Below are 17,929 nucleotides of genomic sequence, written 5' to 3' on the forward strand. Positions count from 1 at the left end.
GGTTAACCTTGATATGAAGCACAGCAAGCTTTCAACAATTTAACAAAACAGTAAACCCAAGATTTTGACATAGAGCAATGTGGGTAAGATCATGAGGCCTTCAATTGAAGGCCGCATTGCGTTGAGGTAGTGGTTGCATTCTTTTCACTTATTTAAAGGGGATGTTATTCATGTACAGAGTAGGCATTATTGGATTGGGGCATATTGCTGCATTTTATGGAACACCAGAGGAAAAGGAGCCCTATTGCCATGTGGGGGGTATTCGGTTTAGTGATCGCGTCAAGCTGGCAGCGGTGTGTGATAATTCCCTCACGGCTCAGGACAAATTTCGCGAGTTATGGGGAGGGGAATTTCCTGACCTCAACTATTTCTCGAGCAGTGCGGAAATGCTGCAGGAAGAACTCGACATCGTGGCCGTATGCGTTAGGGGGCCGCTTCATTATCGGGTAATGAAAGAAGTATTGGCAGCCAAGCCGAAAGCCGTATTTTTGGAAAAGCCACCAACCAGTTCGTTGGCCGAAATGGATGAGCTTCTAGCCATTGCTTCGAGTAATGGCACGAATATCATTGTCTCCTACTCGAGGCACTGGTCCCCGCGTGTACTCAGAATGCAGGAACTGGTAAATGAAGGATTAATCGGTGATGTGACGAAAGTTGTCGGTTACAGCGGTGGCACAGTATTATCGTTTGCTAGTCATACGACAGACCTTATGTGCCAGTTTGCTGGATATTGTCCGGAATCCGTTTACGCAATCGGAAAAGTGAGCGAAGCGGGGCAAGATGGTTACGAGCCGGAGCCTTGTTATGACGGCATGATGATCGAATTTAAGAATGGTGTGACCGGCATTCAAGTGGGAGACAGAGGCGCGTACGATCAAATTTATTGTGATGTACATGGTACTAAAGGTCGAATTCGCGTAGGCATGCACACTGAGTTTGCAGCTGTAACGAATGAGGGGCAGCCTATCGATTTGGATGCTTATGGCTTACCGGAAAGTCAAAGTGTATTCACCGTTGCTTATAATCAAATTGCTGATTATTTGGACGGTGGGCCTGTGCCACATTGTTCGAACGATCATTTCAAAGCAGTGAACGAAATAGGATTCGCAGCCATTGAAAGTATGCACTCCAAACAGAAAGTGGAACTTGCAACGATGAATCGTACTAGGAAAGTGTATGCGGACGGCTAAGCTGATTGGAGGTCTGGTAATCACGGACCGCGAAACTTTTCTTTACCGCAAGGACGGCGACAGCCGTTTCACCTTGGTTGTACAGAATGTATAAATCTGGGGGGTTATTTGCGTGAAAAATATATTGTATGTATACGGAGGCCCTGAATTTCATCCGACGAAAGCGGYTGGAGAACAATTGGGGAAGTTGATCGATTTAAGAGAAGGTTATTGTATGGAGGCTACTTCAGATCTTGATCAGTTGACTCACCTACATGAAGGGAAATACGCCGCAGTTGTATTGTACACAACTGGATTTGCAGACGAGCTCACGCCGGAACGCGAACGAGGGCTGCTCGAATTCATATCGAATGGCGGCGGATTTGTTGGTGTTCATTCCGCGGCGGACAGCTTCCGTAACAATCGCCGGTATGTTGAGATGTTAGGCAGCGAATTTTTGACACATCCGGAGCATCACAGTTTTAAAGTGGACATCGTGAATACCGATCACCTTATTACGACAAGGATGAAATCGTTTGTAATCGATGACGAAATGTACCATTTGCAAAGCTATGATCCTGCCAAGGTGACGGTGCTTGCGGAAACAAACTGGCAGGGGAGGAAGCTGCCGCTTGCCTATACGAAATCCTACGATCAAGGACGGGTCGCTTATTTGGCGAATGGCCACGACTTAAAAGCATGGAGACATCCTGAATTTCAGAAGATGCTTCTGCGTGCAATTCGTTGGAGCGCCGGCGAGGAGAAAACATCCGAAAAAATTCGCTGCGGTTTGCTAGGGTTCGGCCCGTCATTTAATATGGGCGCCGGTCATGCGAGCTGGATCGATCAAACCGATGGCATGGAAGTTGTTGCGGTTTGCGATGCTTCACCGGAAAGGGTAGAGGCAGCCAAGCAGCAGTTCCCCGGTTTGAAGGGGTATTTCACCAGTTTGGACGATATGCTGGCTCTGGATGAAGTAGATCTTGTCGTGAACATTTTGCCGCACCATCTGCATGCACCTCTCGCGATGAAATGCCTTGAGGCTGGTAAGCATGTCGTATTGGAAAAGCCGTTTTGCTTGACGGTGGAGGAAGGGAAAGCGTTGATTCAGAAAGCTCGGGAGCAAGAGGTGATGTTGTCCGTCTTTCATTGCAGACGTTGGGACGATGACTATATGCTGATCCGTGAGCTGTTGAATAGAAACTTAATCGGAGATCTTTTTCATATTGATTACTCGGCAGTTGGCTATCATCAGCCTGGCTTCAACTGGCGCTCCGACAAAGCCGTCAGTGGCGGAATCATGTACGATTGGGGTGCGCATATCATCGACTGGATTCTCAATTTGATTCCTTCCGAGATGACTCAACTGATGGGGAATTTCCAGAAAAGAGTATGGCATGCGGTAACTAACGAAGACCATGGCAAAGTGAACATCCATTTCAAAAACGGGGTTACGGTTGATATTATGTTCTCCTCCATCGCAGCGGTCAAGCGACCAAAATGGCAAATTCTCGGCACCCGAGGCAGTATTGAAATGAATGAGCAGGACGAAATCTTTTTGACAAGTATAGTGAATGGCATTCGTCAGCACAGCAAGATTGAGCGGATATTTGAAACGGATTGGAAACAATATTATTGGAATGCCGCTAACCATTTGCTCTTGGGTGAGGAATTGATCGTAAAGCCCGAACAAGCACTGCGGGTCATCAGTATATTGGAAGCAGCTTCGCAAAGCTCAGACTTAGGTCGAAGCGTTACTCCTGAGGTGCTGTGATAAGAGGCAGCCTTGCGTAACACTAGTAAAGCGCGACTATAACGAAGCTTGATACCATATTGAAGAATGGGGAGAAGTAGATGGATACGAAAGAAACACAAAGTCTCTACCAAATTACTGCAGGAAATATGAAGATTGAACTCGATGAAAGAGGACAAATTGTCGGTCTAATTAATCTTGTAGATGGTACAAATCATATCAAGCAGCAGTATTTGGCACATTTATTAAAGCTTGTCATGGATAAACAAGAGCTGCTGCCCGTGTCAATGTCGGTTGATCATGAGACATACACTTTTCATTTTGACAAAGATATCGAAGTAGCTATTAAGGTCGTATCGAAGGAGACTTACGCAACTTTTGAAGTTACACGAGTTGAGAAATCCGGGAACGATATAGAAATGATCCTATGGGGTCCCATTACTACGAGTATTTCCCAAACGGTCGGCGAAGCTGTTGGTGTCGTTTACGATGATCGTTTTGCGATTGGGATTAAAGGGTTGAATGACAAGTCACAGGGTGGATTCCCCTATGATTATCAAGAGTTCGGATATCCCGAGKGACCAGGACCAACACAATTTTCTTATGATTGGAGTTCGGCATCCAAAACAGATTGGGGAAGCGTTCTGCAGGTATATACTCTAGACTCTACTAAAGAAAGAATCAGGCCTGTCAGAAGACATCAAGGAGATGTATTTATTGATAAGCAACAAGTACCGCCAATAGCAGGCTTTGATGGAATATTAGAAGGTTCGAAAATTGCATTATATGGTTGCAGTATTCATGCAAGCGTATCGGAAGATGCTAAATTGGCTATGAAGGACGCTGTTTTAAGTACCATTTCTGATATAGAAATAGGCGAGGACCAGCCGCATCCGATGCTGAACGGAGAATGGCAAAAAACGAATCCAGAAGTAACAATGCCCTATTTTATTTCAGGAGATCTTTCTATTGATTCCATGGATGAATTCGCAGGCTTTGCTAACAAGGCCGGAATAAAATACGTATACAGAGATGGCGTCTTTGAAAGTGATGGACATTATCGGTTCAATTCTTCTTTCGAAAATAGTGATGCGGGAATGAAAAAGGCAGTAGACAAAGCAGCAGCGAATGGGATTAAAGTCGGCGTACATACTATGGGTCCGTTTATTGAAGGTGGAGATCCTTATAATACGCCTATTCCAAATCCAGGTTTAGCTAGCGGTGGTTCTGCGAAGATAACGCAAGAGCTTTCTGATACTGGCATGGAAGTTTTCGTAGATGATGATTCGATATTTAGAGGCGGTAACGGAAGTTATCTTCAAATAGACAATGAATTAATGTCCTACTCCGAAATAACACAAATGAGTGCAACGGAATGGAAATTAACATTGGCCGGAAGAAACCAATGGGATACCCTTAAGGTGGCACACCATGCCGGTGCAACCATTAAAAGAATCTGGCAAAATGCTTATGGAGGAACGATCGGAGGACACGATATTATAGACGAAACTTCCTTGCGTTTAGCAGAAGCTTTCAATAATACCGGTTTGAGACAAATCTCATTTGATGGACTAGAAGATGCGAATGCAGCGGGATATAGTTTGTATCAAGGGAGTAAGTTGGTCAACGATGTCTATCGAAACTTAGTCAATAAAGAAGATTATATCAATGATTCAAGTAATTTATATCCTAATATTTGGAGTGTAAGCAGCAGAATGAACTGGGGAGAGCCTTGGGGCGCTGCTATGCGTGAAGGTATGATTGACTATCGATATATGAATCAGTTTTACTATGAACGAAATTTCTTCCCTAAAATGCTTGGATGGTTCCAATATAACGGTGGCGCTTCAACTATAGATATTGAATGGATGCTTGCTAAGTCAGCGGGATTCGATGCGGGTTATGCACTTGTAACTTCATTGGATGCTTTAAGAAATAACGGTAATAATGATGAGGTTATGTATGCCATAAAGCAATGGGATATCGCTAGAAGAGATGGTGCCTTTACAAAAGATCAGCAAAATCGTCTACGCGAGCAGAGAAAAGACTGGCATTTAGAGACGGTTGAGGATGGGAAGCTTTGGAATCTTTATTCAATCGATTACCCTGTGAAACCAACGTCATTTTCAGGCAATACTTCAAACGTTATTTCTTATTCGAATCAATACCATGATCAGTCAATAGGAATTGAGTTGCTTGCCCAAAGTGGTGATATTACAAATCCGAGCTTCACCGCTGATAACGGAGAAACGATTACCTTTAGCACAACTCTTGAGAATGGAAATTATCTAGTTTATGTGGGCGAAGCCACTGCGAAAGTATACGATGGAAGATGGAAGCTATTAAGTACTATAGAAGCAGAGGGTGAAATCAAGCTTAAACATGGTACACAAAAACTTTCCTATACACACGTAGGCAGTGGAGAAGCCAATCTTAGAGTATTAACGCAAAGCTTGCCAGAGGAAGTTTTTGTAGGAAACAAGCAAGCTCCTCTAACAGACATAGAACTCAATGTAGAAGCAGTGAATGAAACAACGGCAATATTAGATATTAAAGCATTATCTAATAAAGGCAATGTACTTGACCTGACTAACGCAATAATAAATGTGGAAAGTTCAAACCCTAATGTAATTGCAATTCACGAGCAAAACCAATTTGTTGCATTAACTGAAGGCAAAGCAAGCATTACAGTATCTGTATTCTTGGATAGTAATTATGCAACTAAATCTCTCTCTGTGAATGTAGATGTAAATGGGAATTTTTACTTAGAAGACTACTTATCAAAGACGAATTTATCGCTTACAGATGCAATTAAAGCAATGATGCCCATTTATCCTGTAAACACTTATATTAATGTGAAGCCAATATTACCAGAAACAGTAAAGGTGTTAACGATTGAAGATAAGTATAAAGATCTGCCAGTTTCATGGGAAGAGATTCCTTCAGATCAATATGCCGTATCCGGTTCAATTCGGGTAAGCGGTATTATTGATGGAATCGATGCTCCAGCAATACTTACAGTAAAAGTAGTAGGTGAAGACCCTGATCGGATTGATAAAAGAGCATTAAGAGATAACATGGCAAAATCAGAATTATTGTACTCGAATGAAGAAGATTACACGACAGAAACATGGGCAGCACTTCAAGGTGCCCTTGCAGTTGCAACAGTGATTGAAGCAGACTCAAATGCCTCACAATTACAAGTGAACGAGACAGCAGGTACATTAAGTGAAGCGATGGCTGCCATGAAAATATTTATTGAAGAAGCATGATTAGGAAATGTTTCGCAGAAATAATAGTGAGGCTGCAAAAAGGTCAWTGACCTTTTTGCAGCCTCTTTTTGTTGGTTCTTCACTTTATATTTCAGGCAAGTAGGTGAATGGATTAGTAACACTAGCGGAGCTTTTTTCATACGTATATGTCATGAACGATTATCGGCATATGACCAGTTCGGGCTGTTCTCATTATCATTTCTTATTTTGTGAGTGCCGATGATCATCACATGAACATTTAACGGAGGCTACTAAGATGAATGAATTTAAGAATGATCTTCAAAATCTGAATATGGATTCGTTTAAAGCGAGCGGCATGACGCCGAATGTGGGTCAAGGTCAAGTGGATCCTAATAATGCTCGTCTGTGTATTGGCTTTTGCATCGGCTTTTGCATCGGATTTTGTTCATGCGGAGGATGTGGCGGATGCGGCGGTTGTGCTAGATGTGGAGGCTGTGCCCGCTGCGGTGGTTGTGCCCACAACTGCGGCGGCTGCGCACGCTGTGGTGGCTGTGCCCGTTGCCATTAACAAGTTAGCTATTGCATGCAAGCGTAAACGGCTGTCGCCGTCCTCTTCGGCAAAAGCATTCGTTTCGCGGAGATATATAAGCACATTTATAAGTGAATACTTATAAATTCTTATATATCAAGCGTAAACGGCTGTCGCCGTCCACTTCGGCAAAGCATTCGTTTCGCGGAGATATATAAGCACATTTATAAGTGAATACTTATAAATTCTTATATATTAAAAAAAAGTTTCAAGACACCTCTGCAAACGCTTTTGGGATGCAGGGGTGTCTTTCTATGCCATATAGAAAAGTATAAGTTTCTCAGACTTGCATGTGCTGGCATGACGGACAAATAGCCTTACATATCTTTATATTATAAGAATTTATAAGTGTCACACTTATAATAGTCTTATAATTCACCGCGAAACGAGCTTTGGCCGCAAGGACGGCGACAGCCGTTTACACTTGTAGAGGAACTCTTGTTACGAAAAGTTAGATTTCATATTAAGGAGGAATGAAATTTGGATCCTTCTACGCGCCTTAAAGTGAGAGGAGATACTTTTTTTCTCCCCAGCTCGGACGGAAGTGTCTATTTCCGCAACAATATCGGTTCATTTCGGATGGAAGGCAGCACGATTGATCAATGGATTGAAAAATTAATACCTGTATTTAATGGTGAGCATACGATGCATGATTTAACGGATGGATTATCAGAACAATATCGTGATCATGTTTATGAGATTGCAAAAGTATTGTATGCGAACGGTTATGTCCAAGATGTAAGTCAGGATCGTCCGCATCAGCTGCAAGAGAGTATTGTTAAGAAATATGATTCACAAATTGAATTTTTGGACAGCTTTGACGGGTCAGGTGCATACCGATTTCAATTGTATCGTCAGTCTAGCGTTCTTGTTGTTGGAGCTGGCACTTTTTTGGTTTCACTTGTCAAATCGTTATTTGAGTCTGGATTGCCGCAATTCCACTTGCTTAGCTTGAACTCGGATGCGGCGAATCGAAAACGGATTTTGGAGCTGGAGCAGCATTATCGTAAGTTTGATTCAGAGGTCATGGTGGACGAGATCAGCTTGCCGAAGGATGGGGGAGTGGATTGGTCTTCGATTGTAGAGCCTTATGCTGCGGTTTTATTCGTCTCAGATCAAGATGGAGAACCTGAGCTAAGATTGCTTAATGAAGCTTGCCGACAAAAAAATAAGGTATTGCTGCCGGCTGTTATTTTTGGGCAGGCTGGTTTAGTGGTTCCCTTGTCGTATTCTAATTCGGAGGGCGACTTAGAATCAGCATGGCGAAGAGTCCATCATTCCGCCATTTATAAGGATACAAATGTTCACACTGCTTCTTCCATTTCGGAATMGCTGCTCGCTAACGTAATCGTCTTCGAATGGTTGAAAACAGCAGCAGAAGTAACAAAACTAGAGAAAAATAATAAACTGTTTCTACTTAATTTAGAGACGCTAGAAGGGAATTGGAATTTGTTCCTTCCCCATCCATTAGTTCATGGTCAACGATTCATCGAGAAGATCGATGTTGCCCAGCTGCAAGCGGGAGCGGATTCAGAGAATCGAGCTTCAAGTGAATTGCTGCCTTTCTTTAGTCAGCTAACCTCAACGGAAACAGGCATCTTCCATATTTGGGAGGAAGGGGAGCTGCGACAACTTCCGCTTTCGCTGTGCCGTGTTCAGCCTGTTGATCCGCTGTCAGTTGGTCCTGCGCTTCTTCTGCCAGATATTATATGTAATGGTTATAATCATGAAGAGGCACGAAGGGAAGCGGGTCTTAATGGAATTGAAGCTTATGTGTCACGTATGGCGAATTTGCAAATCACTCAGGTGTATGAGGAAAACGGAATATCTGACGTTCCAAGAATCGATGAGATTGCAAGCGTAGGTGCTGGTAAAACGATCGAGGAGGGCGTTTGTCGCGCTTTGCAAAAGTATTTAATGAATGCACGGATAAAGCTATATGAAGCTAACACACCGGCTATCAAGCTGGTGAAGCTGAGTCAGGTAGAGGATGAACGATGCCGCTACTATATAAATGCCTTAACTACGATGCAAGGAGCACTAACGTTCGGACTGGGTGAGGATGTATTAGGATTTCCTATTGTATGGCTGCAAATAAATGACCGCTGGTATGACGCCGCTGATCTCACTATAACTCGGGCACTTCGGAGCGTGTTAATGATTGCCCTGCTTGATGCTCAAAACAAAGCTGATCCATTTGCAGCAAAAGTGCATCATGTATCTTCAATAAATGTAAAAGCATCTAAAATAGACGATATTTCGATACCTTCTTGCGATCCATTCGCGCATCGAGAGGTTTTGGAGACTGCTGTACAACAATTGAATGCCATCCACAAGCGTCTGCTCGTATTTGACTTAACTTCAGAATCTTTTTTGAAAGAAGAGCTGGCTGGAGTATACGGCATCTCGCTTCGAGAGGAGGCTGAACAATGAGCGCTATTGTGGCGGTTGTTGGCGTAGGCCAGCTTGCGGACTATGTAAATGATGTTTTGTCTGCAAGTTGTCAGCTTGTAAGGGTGAACGAAATGGCTTCGGAGTTACCAAAAACGGCTGATCTTGCGCTCGTGCTTAGTGATGGCTACGATTTATCCTCTCATCTAATCGCAGAGGAAATATTCAAGCAGTCGGGTATTCCGTGGCTGCGTGGGTTTGTATCATTTGGTGAAGGCGTCATTGGTCCGCTTGTCATTCCTGAGAAGGCAGGCTGCTCACAATGCGCTGATTTGCGGCGTTTAATGGCTGGAAATGACCGGAAGGACATGTGGGAGCTGCAGCATTTGTTCATGCACGGAGAAGTTTTCCCTGATATTTGGTCTTCTCGCAGCGGATTATTGCATATGGCTCATCTTATTGCAGCAGAAGTCCACAACATTCTTATCCGAAATACGGCTCATCTTGAAAATCATATTAAGCTCCTACATTTGCAAACGCTCAATAGCTCAGCTCATTTTTATTTGCCAGATCCGTTATGTACCATATGTGGGGGAATACCGGATGACTCTGCCATAGCTTCGCGAATAAATCTGCAGCCCAGCCCGAAAATCAGTGAAAATAGCTACCGCACCCGTTCGATGGTTGAGCTGAAGGAAGTACTTTCCAATGATTATCTCGACAATCGCAGCGGTTTCTTGAATGGAAAGATGATCGACCTTATGTCGCCATTTGCTGACGCTAGCATCATTTTACCAATGTTCTCAGGAGATGAAGGCTGCGCAGGGCGTACACATTCTTTTGCGGATAGTGAAATGACAGCGATATTGGAAGGTTTGGAACGGTATTGCGGCATATCGCCACGAGGAAAGAAGACAACGGTTCATGACAGTTATAATCATCTATCTGAGATAGCACTAAATCCTACTCGAGTAGGAATACATGATAAAGCACAGTATGAGCGGCCTGATTTTCCCTTTCAACCATTTGATCCGAACAGGAAAATCGATTGGGTGTGGGGATATTCGTTTTTGCAAGAGAAGCCTATTCTCGTGCCAGAGCTTCTTGCTTATTACAGCTCCGGCTGCGGTCACGGCTTTGTATATGAAACCTCAAATGGCTGCGCTTTAGGAGGAAGCTTGGAGGAGGCTATATTTTACGGCATATTGGAAGTTGTAGAACGGGATTCATTTCTCATGACGTGGTATGCGCAACTGCCGCTTGTTCCTTTAGATCCTTATTCCTCAGGTGATGTTGAAATGAATTTAATGGTGGAACGACTGCGTGATGTCGTTGGTTATGATGTGCATTTGTTCGATTCGACGATGGAGCACGGCATTCCAAGTGTGTGGGTGCTTGCCAAAAACAGAACAGATCAAGGCGTAAATATGATTTGCGCTGCGGGGGCGCATCTTGATCCTGTGAGGGCGGCAAAAGGTGCCTTGCAAGAGATTGCGGGCATGCTGCTTGCGTTTAACGATAAGTTAGAGGAGAACCGTGAGCAGTATGAACAAATGCTGCATGATCCTTTTCTCGTTAAGCAAATGGAAGATCACTCCATGCTGTACAGCTTGAAGGAAGCAGAAGAACGTCTGAACTTCCTGCTCGTTAATGATAATCCAGTCCTCTCGTTTAAAGATGCTTTTAAACCAAGGGAGCGACATGCAGATTTAACCGATGATTTAAAGATTTTTCTCCAAATATTCAGCGAGCTGAATCTAGAGGTAATCGTTGTTAATCAAACGACGCAAGAAACAATGAGAAATGGACTTCATTGTGTGAAGGTGCTCATTCCCGGCATGCTTCCCATGACGTTCGGCCAACACCTTGTCCGCTTGACTGGCCTAGAGCGAGTGCTGCGAATACCAGCAGAGCTGGGTTATATGAAGGAGCTGCTTAAGGTGGAACAACTTAATTGCTATCCGCATCCTTTTCCATAAGAAGTTTCTTGTGCTGGGATTTAGGAGGGGGAGAAATGAGTCTGAAGACATTTTTGCACCAATTGCAATACGAGCCTAACAAAACCAAACCACAAGATGTGGAGGTTGATTGGGAGAACGCGCCTCTCCCGTATAAGCTATATCGTCATTTGCCTGTATTTCCTCTCGCTTCTGATGTTCCGCTCAAGCTAACGGGCGACCGAAGGCAAGGGAAGCCAACACTTCGAGAAATCGGGTATTTTCTTTGGTACACCTTTGGTCTGGCACAGCTTAGTCAATCTGTTATCGAGCAAAATACAGGGGAGGCATGGGAAAGCTCATTGCAGCTTTGCAGACGATTTGTTCCTTCAGGCGGAGGGCTGTATCCGAGCGAAATTTATTTGTATTTGAAGTTGGAGGAATTGCCTAACGGTATCTATCATTATGACGCGGCTCATCATCGTTTGGTTTTATTGCGTGAAGGTCAATTTGATTCCTATGTAGGCAAGGCTTTAGGCGATCGTTGTGACATAACAAGCTGTTTCGCAGCTGCTTTTATATCGACTTTATTTTGGAAAAACTTTTATAAATACAATAATTTCTCGTATCGTTTGCAGGGACTGGACGCAGGTTTGTTAATAGGCCAGCTGCTTGAGGTGGCGAAGCGCTTTGACTTTGAGGCGGGAGTATACTTTCAGTTTCTTGACCGTGCCATCAACCATTTGCTAGGACTGCCTGAGGCAGAGGAAAGTGTATATGCTGTAATTCCGCTAGCTGCAGATTCAAGTATGGAATGGTTCCTCCATGACATTAGCAATAAAAATCGGATGTCATCAGCAGAATTATGCAGTGAGCTTCAAATCATAAAGCACGATCATTATATGCGTTCAAAAAAAGTATTGGACTATCCGATGCTGACCAAGCTGAATGAAGCGTCCATAATGGATTCCACCCTTTCATTTAAACAGATCGGAAGGGAGCAGCTAGCAGTCCATCAACACGATGATCATTTTTTACCTCAAGTAAATAGACTGACGTATGATTTAGCAGAGGTATGCAGGCAGCGTTACTCGCCAGAAAATGAATTTGTATTGGCAGCAGTGAGTCAGTCGGATCTGGCGGCTCTATTGCAAGAGATTATGATTTCCAATCACTATCGAAATGATCTGGATGGTTCGATCCAGAGTCCAGTGTCTCGCGTAAAGCTATATGGCTGCTTTTATGGTGTTGAAGGGATTCGCGATGGCGCCTATCATTATGACGCTATGTCGCATGCTTTGCAGCTTGTTAGATCCGGTGATCAAAGGCCTTGGCTTCAGTATGGGATGTCTTTGGATAACGTGAACTTATTCCAGGTGCCGCTGAGCTTTCACGTGGCGGGTGATCGGGGACATCTTCATGCCGAGCTTGGATATCGAGGCTATCGGATTCAACAAATGGAGGCGGGAATGTTGGTTCAGCGCTTGCTGCTCGCTGCTTGTGCATCCGGAATGGAAGGACGTCCGCTGCTAGGTTTTGACGTTAGTTCCATGAATGAGCTTTATGGTTTGGCTCCGCTCGGACAAACGAGTCTGATCCAAATCCCGATCGGCCCATGTCGGAGTCGATCACGGCTTGAGGGCAGTTTAGCACAATAATTAATTTTAAAATAAAAGGGCAGATTGAATGTGTACCATTCAATCTGCCCTTTTATAATTTTAACCTAAGGCTGTTCAACTTCTGCCTTCATCTGAAGTTCACCAGCTGGTTGGCATGTGACTGGTAAGCAGAAATGATACGGGTGATGATGCATATGCATCATAGGGTGAAACCAAGCATGATGATAATCAAGCGATGCGAACTCCCAACCATCGTAATGATGATGGTGATCRGAGAACATGTGCTCATCCCACATTCCATGCATCATCGGGTGGAAATCGTCCATCATCGGATGAWAGYTATCCATCATKGGRTGGKAAYCRTCCATCATTGGATGAAAGCCATCCATCATAGGATGGTAGTGTTGCATATGGTGGAAGTCGTGCATGTAAGGAAGGTGATGCAATTGACTAATATCAACGTAGCAATGATATGAGGGGGGAGCAGGCTGCTTATTCTCAGCTTGAGGTCCCGAATTGGCTTGGATCGGGTTTGGTTGCATTTGTTGATAATACTCGGGCATAACAGCTGATTGTGGTATATAAGATTGATTGCGTATCATGGTGTGCCTCCTTTTTATCATACTCTACAATATGCTTTGAATGAAAAAAGGGCACTTATCCCTATAAAATGGGCTACACCCTTAGGATTGACCTGAATCTTTTATTGTCGAGATTTACTCGGCGACATGCCGAAATTTTTCTTATACAGCTTGGAAAAGTGGAATTCGTCATAAAAGTTCAAGTTAGCTGCAATTGTTTGCTCCCTTGCACGAAAAAAAAGGTGCCGGCCTGTAGTTCAAAGCTGTCATCTAAAGCAGTTAACAGTTCTATTATACATTGTTAAACGTAGATAAACCTATAAACCCTTTTATTTTAGTACGATTATACATGTAACTCATATGAATATCCATGGATGATTACGATTGTATTCTCTACAATTAGTTTATAGGTCGCCAAGAGATGACTTAATTATAAATGGCTAAGGGGTGCATGTACGATGATGTTGAAGGTAGGCAGCCGGGAATTAGAAATGGATGGACCGCACTTAGAGGAGCTTAGGAGCTCGAATGATATTTTACAAGATGTGAATGCGCTTCGTGAACGGATGGAGGAAGATGGCTACTTATTGATTCGCGGATTTCATGATCGAGATAAAGTGTTGCATGCACGTAAAAGTATTTTAGAAAAAATGGACAGTATGGGTAAGCTGGATCGTGACACTGAGCTCGAAGAAGGCATTATGGCTGACGGCAGCAGATCTATATTTATGGGTGGTACGAATGAGGACCTGCCAGCGCTGCTTAATGTATTAAACGGGGATCATATTATGCAATTTTTCGATAATTTTCTTGGTGCACAATCGCTTACGTATCATTACAAATGGCTCCGTGCAGTTGGTAAAGGTGATTTCACAGGAGCGCACTATGATATTGTCTACATGGGCAGAGGAACGCAAAACGTATACACCGTATGGTCTCCACTAGGAGATGTGCCATATAACATGGGTGGTTTAGCCATGTGCCTTGGATCACATAAATTTGAAAATTTGAAACAAACGTATGGAAAAAAGGATTCGGATAGAGATGGTATCGGACATTACACGGATGATCCACTTATAATTACGGAGAAATATGGCGGCAAATGGGCAACAACGGAATTTCAAGCAGGCGATGTACTTATTTTTGGTATGTTTTTGCTCCATTGCTCGCTTGAGAATACAACAAACCAATATCGAATCAGTGTGGACGCAAGATACCAATCAGCCAATGAGAAGGTTGATGAAAGATGGAGCAGCCGTAAGCCAAAGGGACATTTTAAATAGGGGGGATACGCTTGAAGATTAGGTAATACCAGTCATTGTGGGGGATGGCCTCCGGGTTATACGCATACCATCCCATTTACAAATAAGCCCGTTTCTGATTTATGGGATGTATGTAATTGGATGTCCGAGCGGCTTTGTGCCAAGTTTGGGTAATATACGAGAATAAGCAAATTAAAGAATAGAGGTTTCTAGAAAATGGATAATGGACGATCTTCGTTCATTACCCATTTTTTGTTTTCTTAGATTAAGATATAAAATTATTTTTGTATCCGTTGTCATCTAAAAGTGAACGTGATATATATGATGATACAGATTTTTTGAATCCCTATTAGTTGAAAATCTGACAGAAAATATTAGCAATTGACTTGAAGGGTTGGATCAGATGTGGCAAAAGTAAGGGATATCTTTCAGTTCAATATTTTATCTAAGCTCATCGTGTCTTTGTTACTGGTTGTCACACCGATCTATGGAGTAAGTTTGTATATGAATCAATCGGCTGAAGAGAGATTACGCAGTGAGTTATCACAGTCAGTCGCATCAAGACTTCATTTCTATGTAAGTTCGCTTGAGACAGAAATGCAGCGGCTGATGCAATTGAATCAAGAGCTCATTTTCGATGATGAATTCCAGAAAATTAGAACAATTGCGAATGACATGGATGATTTTACCAGGTCACAGACGATTCTTAGTGTGAAAAGCAAGCTGAGCCTGCTCAAAACATCAAGTCCTTATGTGGAAGAGGTAATGGTATTTATTCCATCCTTAGGCAGAGGTATCTTTGCAAATAGCTTTGATAACCATATCCCTCCTGATGAGTTAGAAGCGCTAGTGCAGGCGCCAAGCAAATATGGAACACCGTTTACTTTCTGGAATGACAAATTACTGTTAAGCAAGGTGTATCCTGAACCGATCCAAATAGCTGAATTGTCAATTGCTTTAGGAGTAGAGCTGTCGCGGAAACAGCTTCAGTATTCGTTGGAGCAACTGAGCAATATGAATGGAGCGGGTGCAGCGCTTGTTAATCTTCAGCAAGACTGGATTTTTTCAGACAAAAAAAATGATAGTATTCTGCCTGAGCTCAAAGAAGCGCTGGAACAGCCTCGCTTTCAGGATAATGATACTGGACAAGATATTATGGAAGTTCAGGGCAGTCGGTATTTACTAACTTTCGAATATTCTAAAGTGCTGGATACCTATTTAACGTTCTATGTTCCGGAAAGTGAACTACTGGGACCGCTGAGCAAGCATCGAACATTTTTATGGTATTTATCTATTATTTCTTTTGTAGTTATTTTGTTATTTTCTTTCTGGATTTATCGTCTTATCCATCAGCCGCTAAAACGGCTTGTAATATCTTTTCGGAAGGTTGAGAAGGGTGATCTGAATATTGAAATCCATCATCAAAACAAAGATGAGTTCAACTATTTGTATGGGCAGTTTAATGCGATGGCACGCAAGCTGGGTCTGTTGATCCAGGAGGTGTATGAAGAACGGATTCATGCGCAGCAGTCAGAGCTGAAGCAGCTTCAATCACAAATCAATCCTCACTTTTTATATAACAGCTTATATATTTTAAAAGGGTTAGTTCAGATGAATGACAATCGTTCGGCTGAGACAATGATCGAGCATCTTGGTCTATATTTTATGTTTATTACGAAAACGGGGATTGGAGAAGTTTCTTTAGAGCAGGAGTTTGCTCATTCCAAAGCGTACACAGAAATTCAAAATATGCGGTTTTTTAATCGAATTGAGGTTGAGTGGGCTGATATTCCAGAATATTTTCGCTACATTCAGGTACCTCGCTTAATCCTACAGCCGATTATTGAAAACGCATACGAGCATGCACTAGAGGAAAAGATCGGCGGCGGCAAACTTGTTGTATCGATTGTACAGGAAATGGAGCAGGTTCTTTGTATCGTTGTAGAAGATAATGGCGATAAGTTGGATGAAGAACGATTATGGAAAACGAATGAACTGCTTCACAAAGGAGAAAAGACCCAAGAATCCACAGGTCTCTTCAATGTACATCGGCGTCTACAAATCAAATATGGCGAGTCTTTCGGTGTTTCAGTGAGTCGTGGATCATTGGGAGGCATGAGAGTGGAGCTTAGAATGACAACTGGAGAGGGTGGTTCGCATGTATAGACTATTGATTGTGGATGATGAGCCCATTATTGTTGAAAGCTTATTGGATTTGTTTGAAAGACGGTCCGAAATGGTATTGGAAGTATTCGGAGTATACACTTCGGCAGATGCACTGGACATGCTTGGGAAAACAAAAATCGACATTGTGCTTACCGATATTCGAATGCCCGGATTAAGCGGGATTGAGCTTCACCGTGAAATTATTGATCGTTGGCCGTGGTGTAAAGTCATCTTTCTGACAGGCTATAACAATTTCGAATTTATTCAAGAAGCTATTCGAAACGGCGGCGTAGATTATTTATTGAAAACGGAAGGGAACGAAGCGATATTTCGTGCGGTGCAAAAGGCGATACAAGCTTTAACTGATGCTATTGAGGTTGAACAGCTAATCGAGAAATCAAGAAAGCAAGCTTTGACCATTCAGCCATTTTTGCAAAAGGAATTGTTATGGGGCCTTGTTCAATCCGACGGTTATGCGCACCGTTCGATTCGGGAGCACTTTCACGAATTGAATATTTCGCTAAGTGCAGAAGAGCCTGCCATTATTGTGATCGGGCGTATAGATGAATGGCGAGAAGGGACAACACCTTTTGATAAGTCTCTCTATTTATTTGCGATACAAAATATCGCGAATGAATATTTGGATGCATCGATTCGTCATGTTTCCTTTGAATTCGAAGAGAAGTCAAAGGTCGCTTGGTTGATGCAACCGAAAAGCAGCGGATCGCATTTATATGGGGATGAGGAGATCAAGCAGCGGACATTGGCGTTTATTAAAGGTGCTATTGAGATGATTCAGAATGCTTGCAAACATCTTCTGAATATGAAGCTGTCCTTCGCTGTTGGCACGACATATCGAGAATGGAAAGAGTTGCCCGAACAATTTGATCATTTACGAATACTGATGAGCAGGGGCTTAGGCTTAGGAGAAGAATTGCTGTTGCTTGAACAGTCCGTCCACCGATTTGACATAGATTCGGATGATCAAGAGCTGCGTAAGCAGATGAAGAAACTGCCATTGCTGCAATCTCTATTAGAGAACGGTCAGCAGAAGCAGTTTTCGGAGGAATATATGACGCTTATGAAGCTTGCTGCCTCTGTATCCAAGCAAACAGATAGCCTTCGAACGGAAATATATTTTACATTGGTATCTTCTTTTCTATCCTATATAAATCGTTGGAAGATGCGCGAAGAAATTGGAGAGGCTTTTCCTCTAGGCAAGATGACGA

The 17,929-nt window shown here is 42.9% G+C and carries 12 protein-coding genes; 10 read left to right on the forward strand and 2 right to left on the reverse strand.

Annotated features, from left to right (window positions below):
* Positions 1 to 170: 170 nt before the first annotated feature.
* The 7 genes from AC1DWN_RS13860 (at position 171) to AC1DWN_RS13890 (ending at position 12,730) form a co-directional block, all read left to right on the forward strand.
* Positions 171 to 1,190, forward strand: a complete 1,020-nt coding sequence (locus tag AC1DWN_RS13860; protein ID WP_477559490.1) for a Gfo/Idh/MocA family protein — start codon at positions 171 to 173, stop codon at positions 1,188 to 1,190.
* A gap of 112 nt (positions 1,191 to 1,302) precedes the next feature.
* Positions 1,303 to 2,943, forward strand: coding sequence for a ThuA domain-containing protein (locus AC1DWN_RS13865; RefSeq protein WP_477559491.1), 1,641 nt, complete (start codon positions 1,303 to 1,305; stop codon positions 2,941 to 2,943).
* 80 nt (positions 2,944 to 3,023) lie between these two features.
* On the forward strand, positions 3,024 to 6,194 hold the full coding sequence (locus tag AC1DWN_RS13870; protein ID WP_477559492.1) for an Ig-like domain-containing protein: 3,171 nt from the start codon (positions 3,024 to 3,026) through the stop codon (positions 6,192 to 6,194).
* A 356-nt stretch (positions 6,195 to 6,550) separates the two neighbouring features.
* On the forward strand, positions 6,551 to 6,829 hold the full coding sequence (locus tag AC1DWN_RS13875) for a hypothetical protein (RefSeq protein ID WP_477559493.1): 279 nt from the start codon (positions 6,551 to 6,553) through the stop codon (positions 6,827 to 6,829).
* Between the two features lie 395 nt (positions 6,830 to 7,224).
* Positions 7,225 to 9,177, forward strand: a complete 1,953-nt coding sequence (locus tag AC1DWN_RS13880; protein WP_477559494.1) for a putative thiazole-containing bacteriocin maturation protein — start codon at positions 7,225 to 7,227, stop codon at positions 9,175 to 9,177.
* Positions 9,174 to 11,114 (forward strand): TOMM precursor leader peptide-binding protein, encoded by a 1,941-nt coding sequence (locus tag AC1DWN_RS13885; protein WP_477559495.1) that lies wholly within the window; start codon positions 9,174 to 9,176, stop codon positions 11,112 to 11,114. Before AC1DWN_RS13880 ends, AC1DWN_RS13885 begins: the two co-directional genes overlap by 4 nt.
* Before the next feature lie 35 nt (positions 11,115 to 11,149).
* Positions 11,150 to 12,730, forward strand: coding sequence for a SagB family peptide dehydrogenase (locus AC1DWN_RS13890; RefSeq protein ID WP_477559496.1), 1,581 nt, complete (start codon positions 11,150 to 11,152; stop codon positions 12,728 to 12,730).
* A gap of 65 nt (positions 12,731 to 12,795) precedes the next feature.
* Here AC1DWN_RS13890 and AC1DWN_RS13895 read toward each other — a convergent pair whose 3' ends face one another.
* Both AC1DWN_RS13895 and AC1DWN_RS13900 read right to left on the reverse strand, forming a co-directional pair.
* A complete protein-coding gene (locus AC1DWN_RS13895) occupies positions 12,796 to 13,293 on the reverse strand; it encodes a hypothetical protein (RefSeq protein ID WP_477559497.1) in 498 nt (165 codons plus the stop codon).
* A gap of 101 nt (positions 13,294 to 13,394) precedes the next feature.
* On the reverse strand, positions 13,395 to 13,475 hold the full coding sequence (locus tag AC1DWN_RS13900; protein ID WP_477559501.1) for a hypothetical protein: 81 nt from the start codon (positions 13,473 to 13,475) through the stop codon (positions 13,395 to 13,397).
* Positions 13,476 to 13,730: 255 nt separating this feature from the next.
* Here AC1DWN_RS13900 and AC1DWN_RS13905 point away from each other — a divergent pair, with 255 nt between their 5' ends.
* From AC1DWN_RS13905 to AC1DWN_RS13915, 3 genes are all read left to right on the forward strand, one after another.
* Positions 13,731 to 14,555: a phytanoyl-CoA dioxygenase family protein gene (locus AC1DWN_RS13905; protein ID WP_477559498.1), complete on the forward strand. Its 825-nt coding sequence runs from the start codon at positions 13,731 to 13,733 to the stop codon at positions 14,553 to 14,555.
* A 384-nt stretch (positions 14,556 to 14,939) separates the two neighbouring features.
* Positions 14,940 to 16,700, forward strand: coding sequence for a sensor histidine kinase (locus AC1DWN_RS13910; RefSeq protein ID WP_477559499.1), 1,761 nt, complete (start codon positions 14,940 to 14,942; stop codon positions 16,698 to 16,700).
* On the forward strand, positions 16,693 to 17,929 hold a 1,237-nt coding region (locus AC1DWN_RS13915), incomplete at its 3' end, for a response regulator (RefSeq protein ID WP_477559500.1). The genes AC1DWN_RS13910 and AC1DWN_RS13915, both read left to right, overlap by 8 nt.

The organism is Paenibacillus sp. P4_A7 (assembly GCF_056402455.1).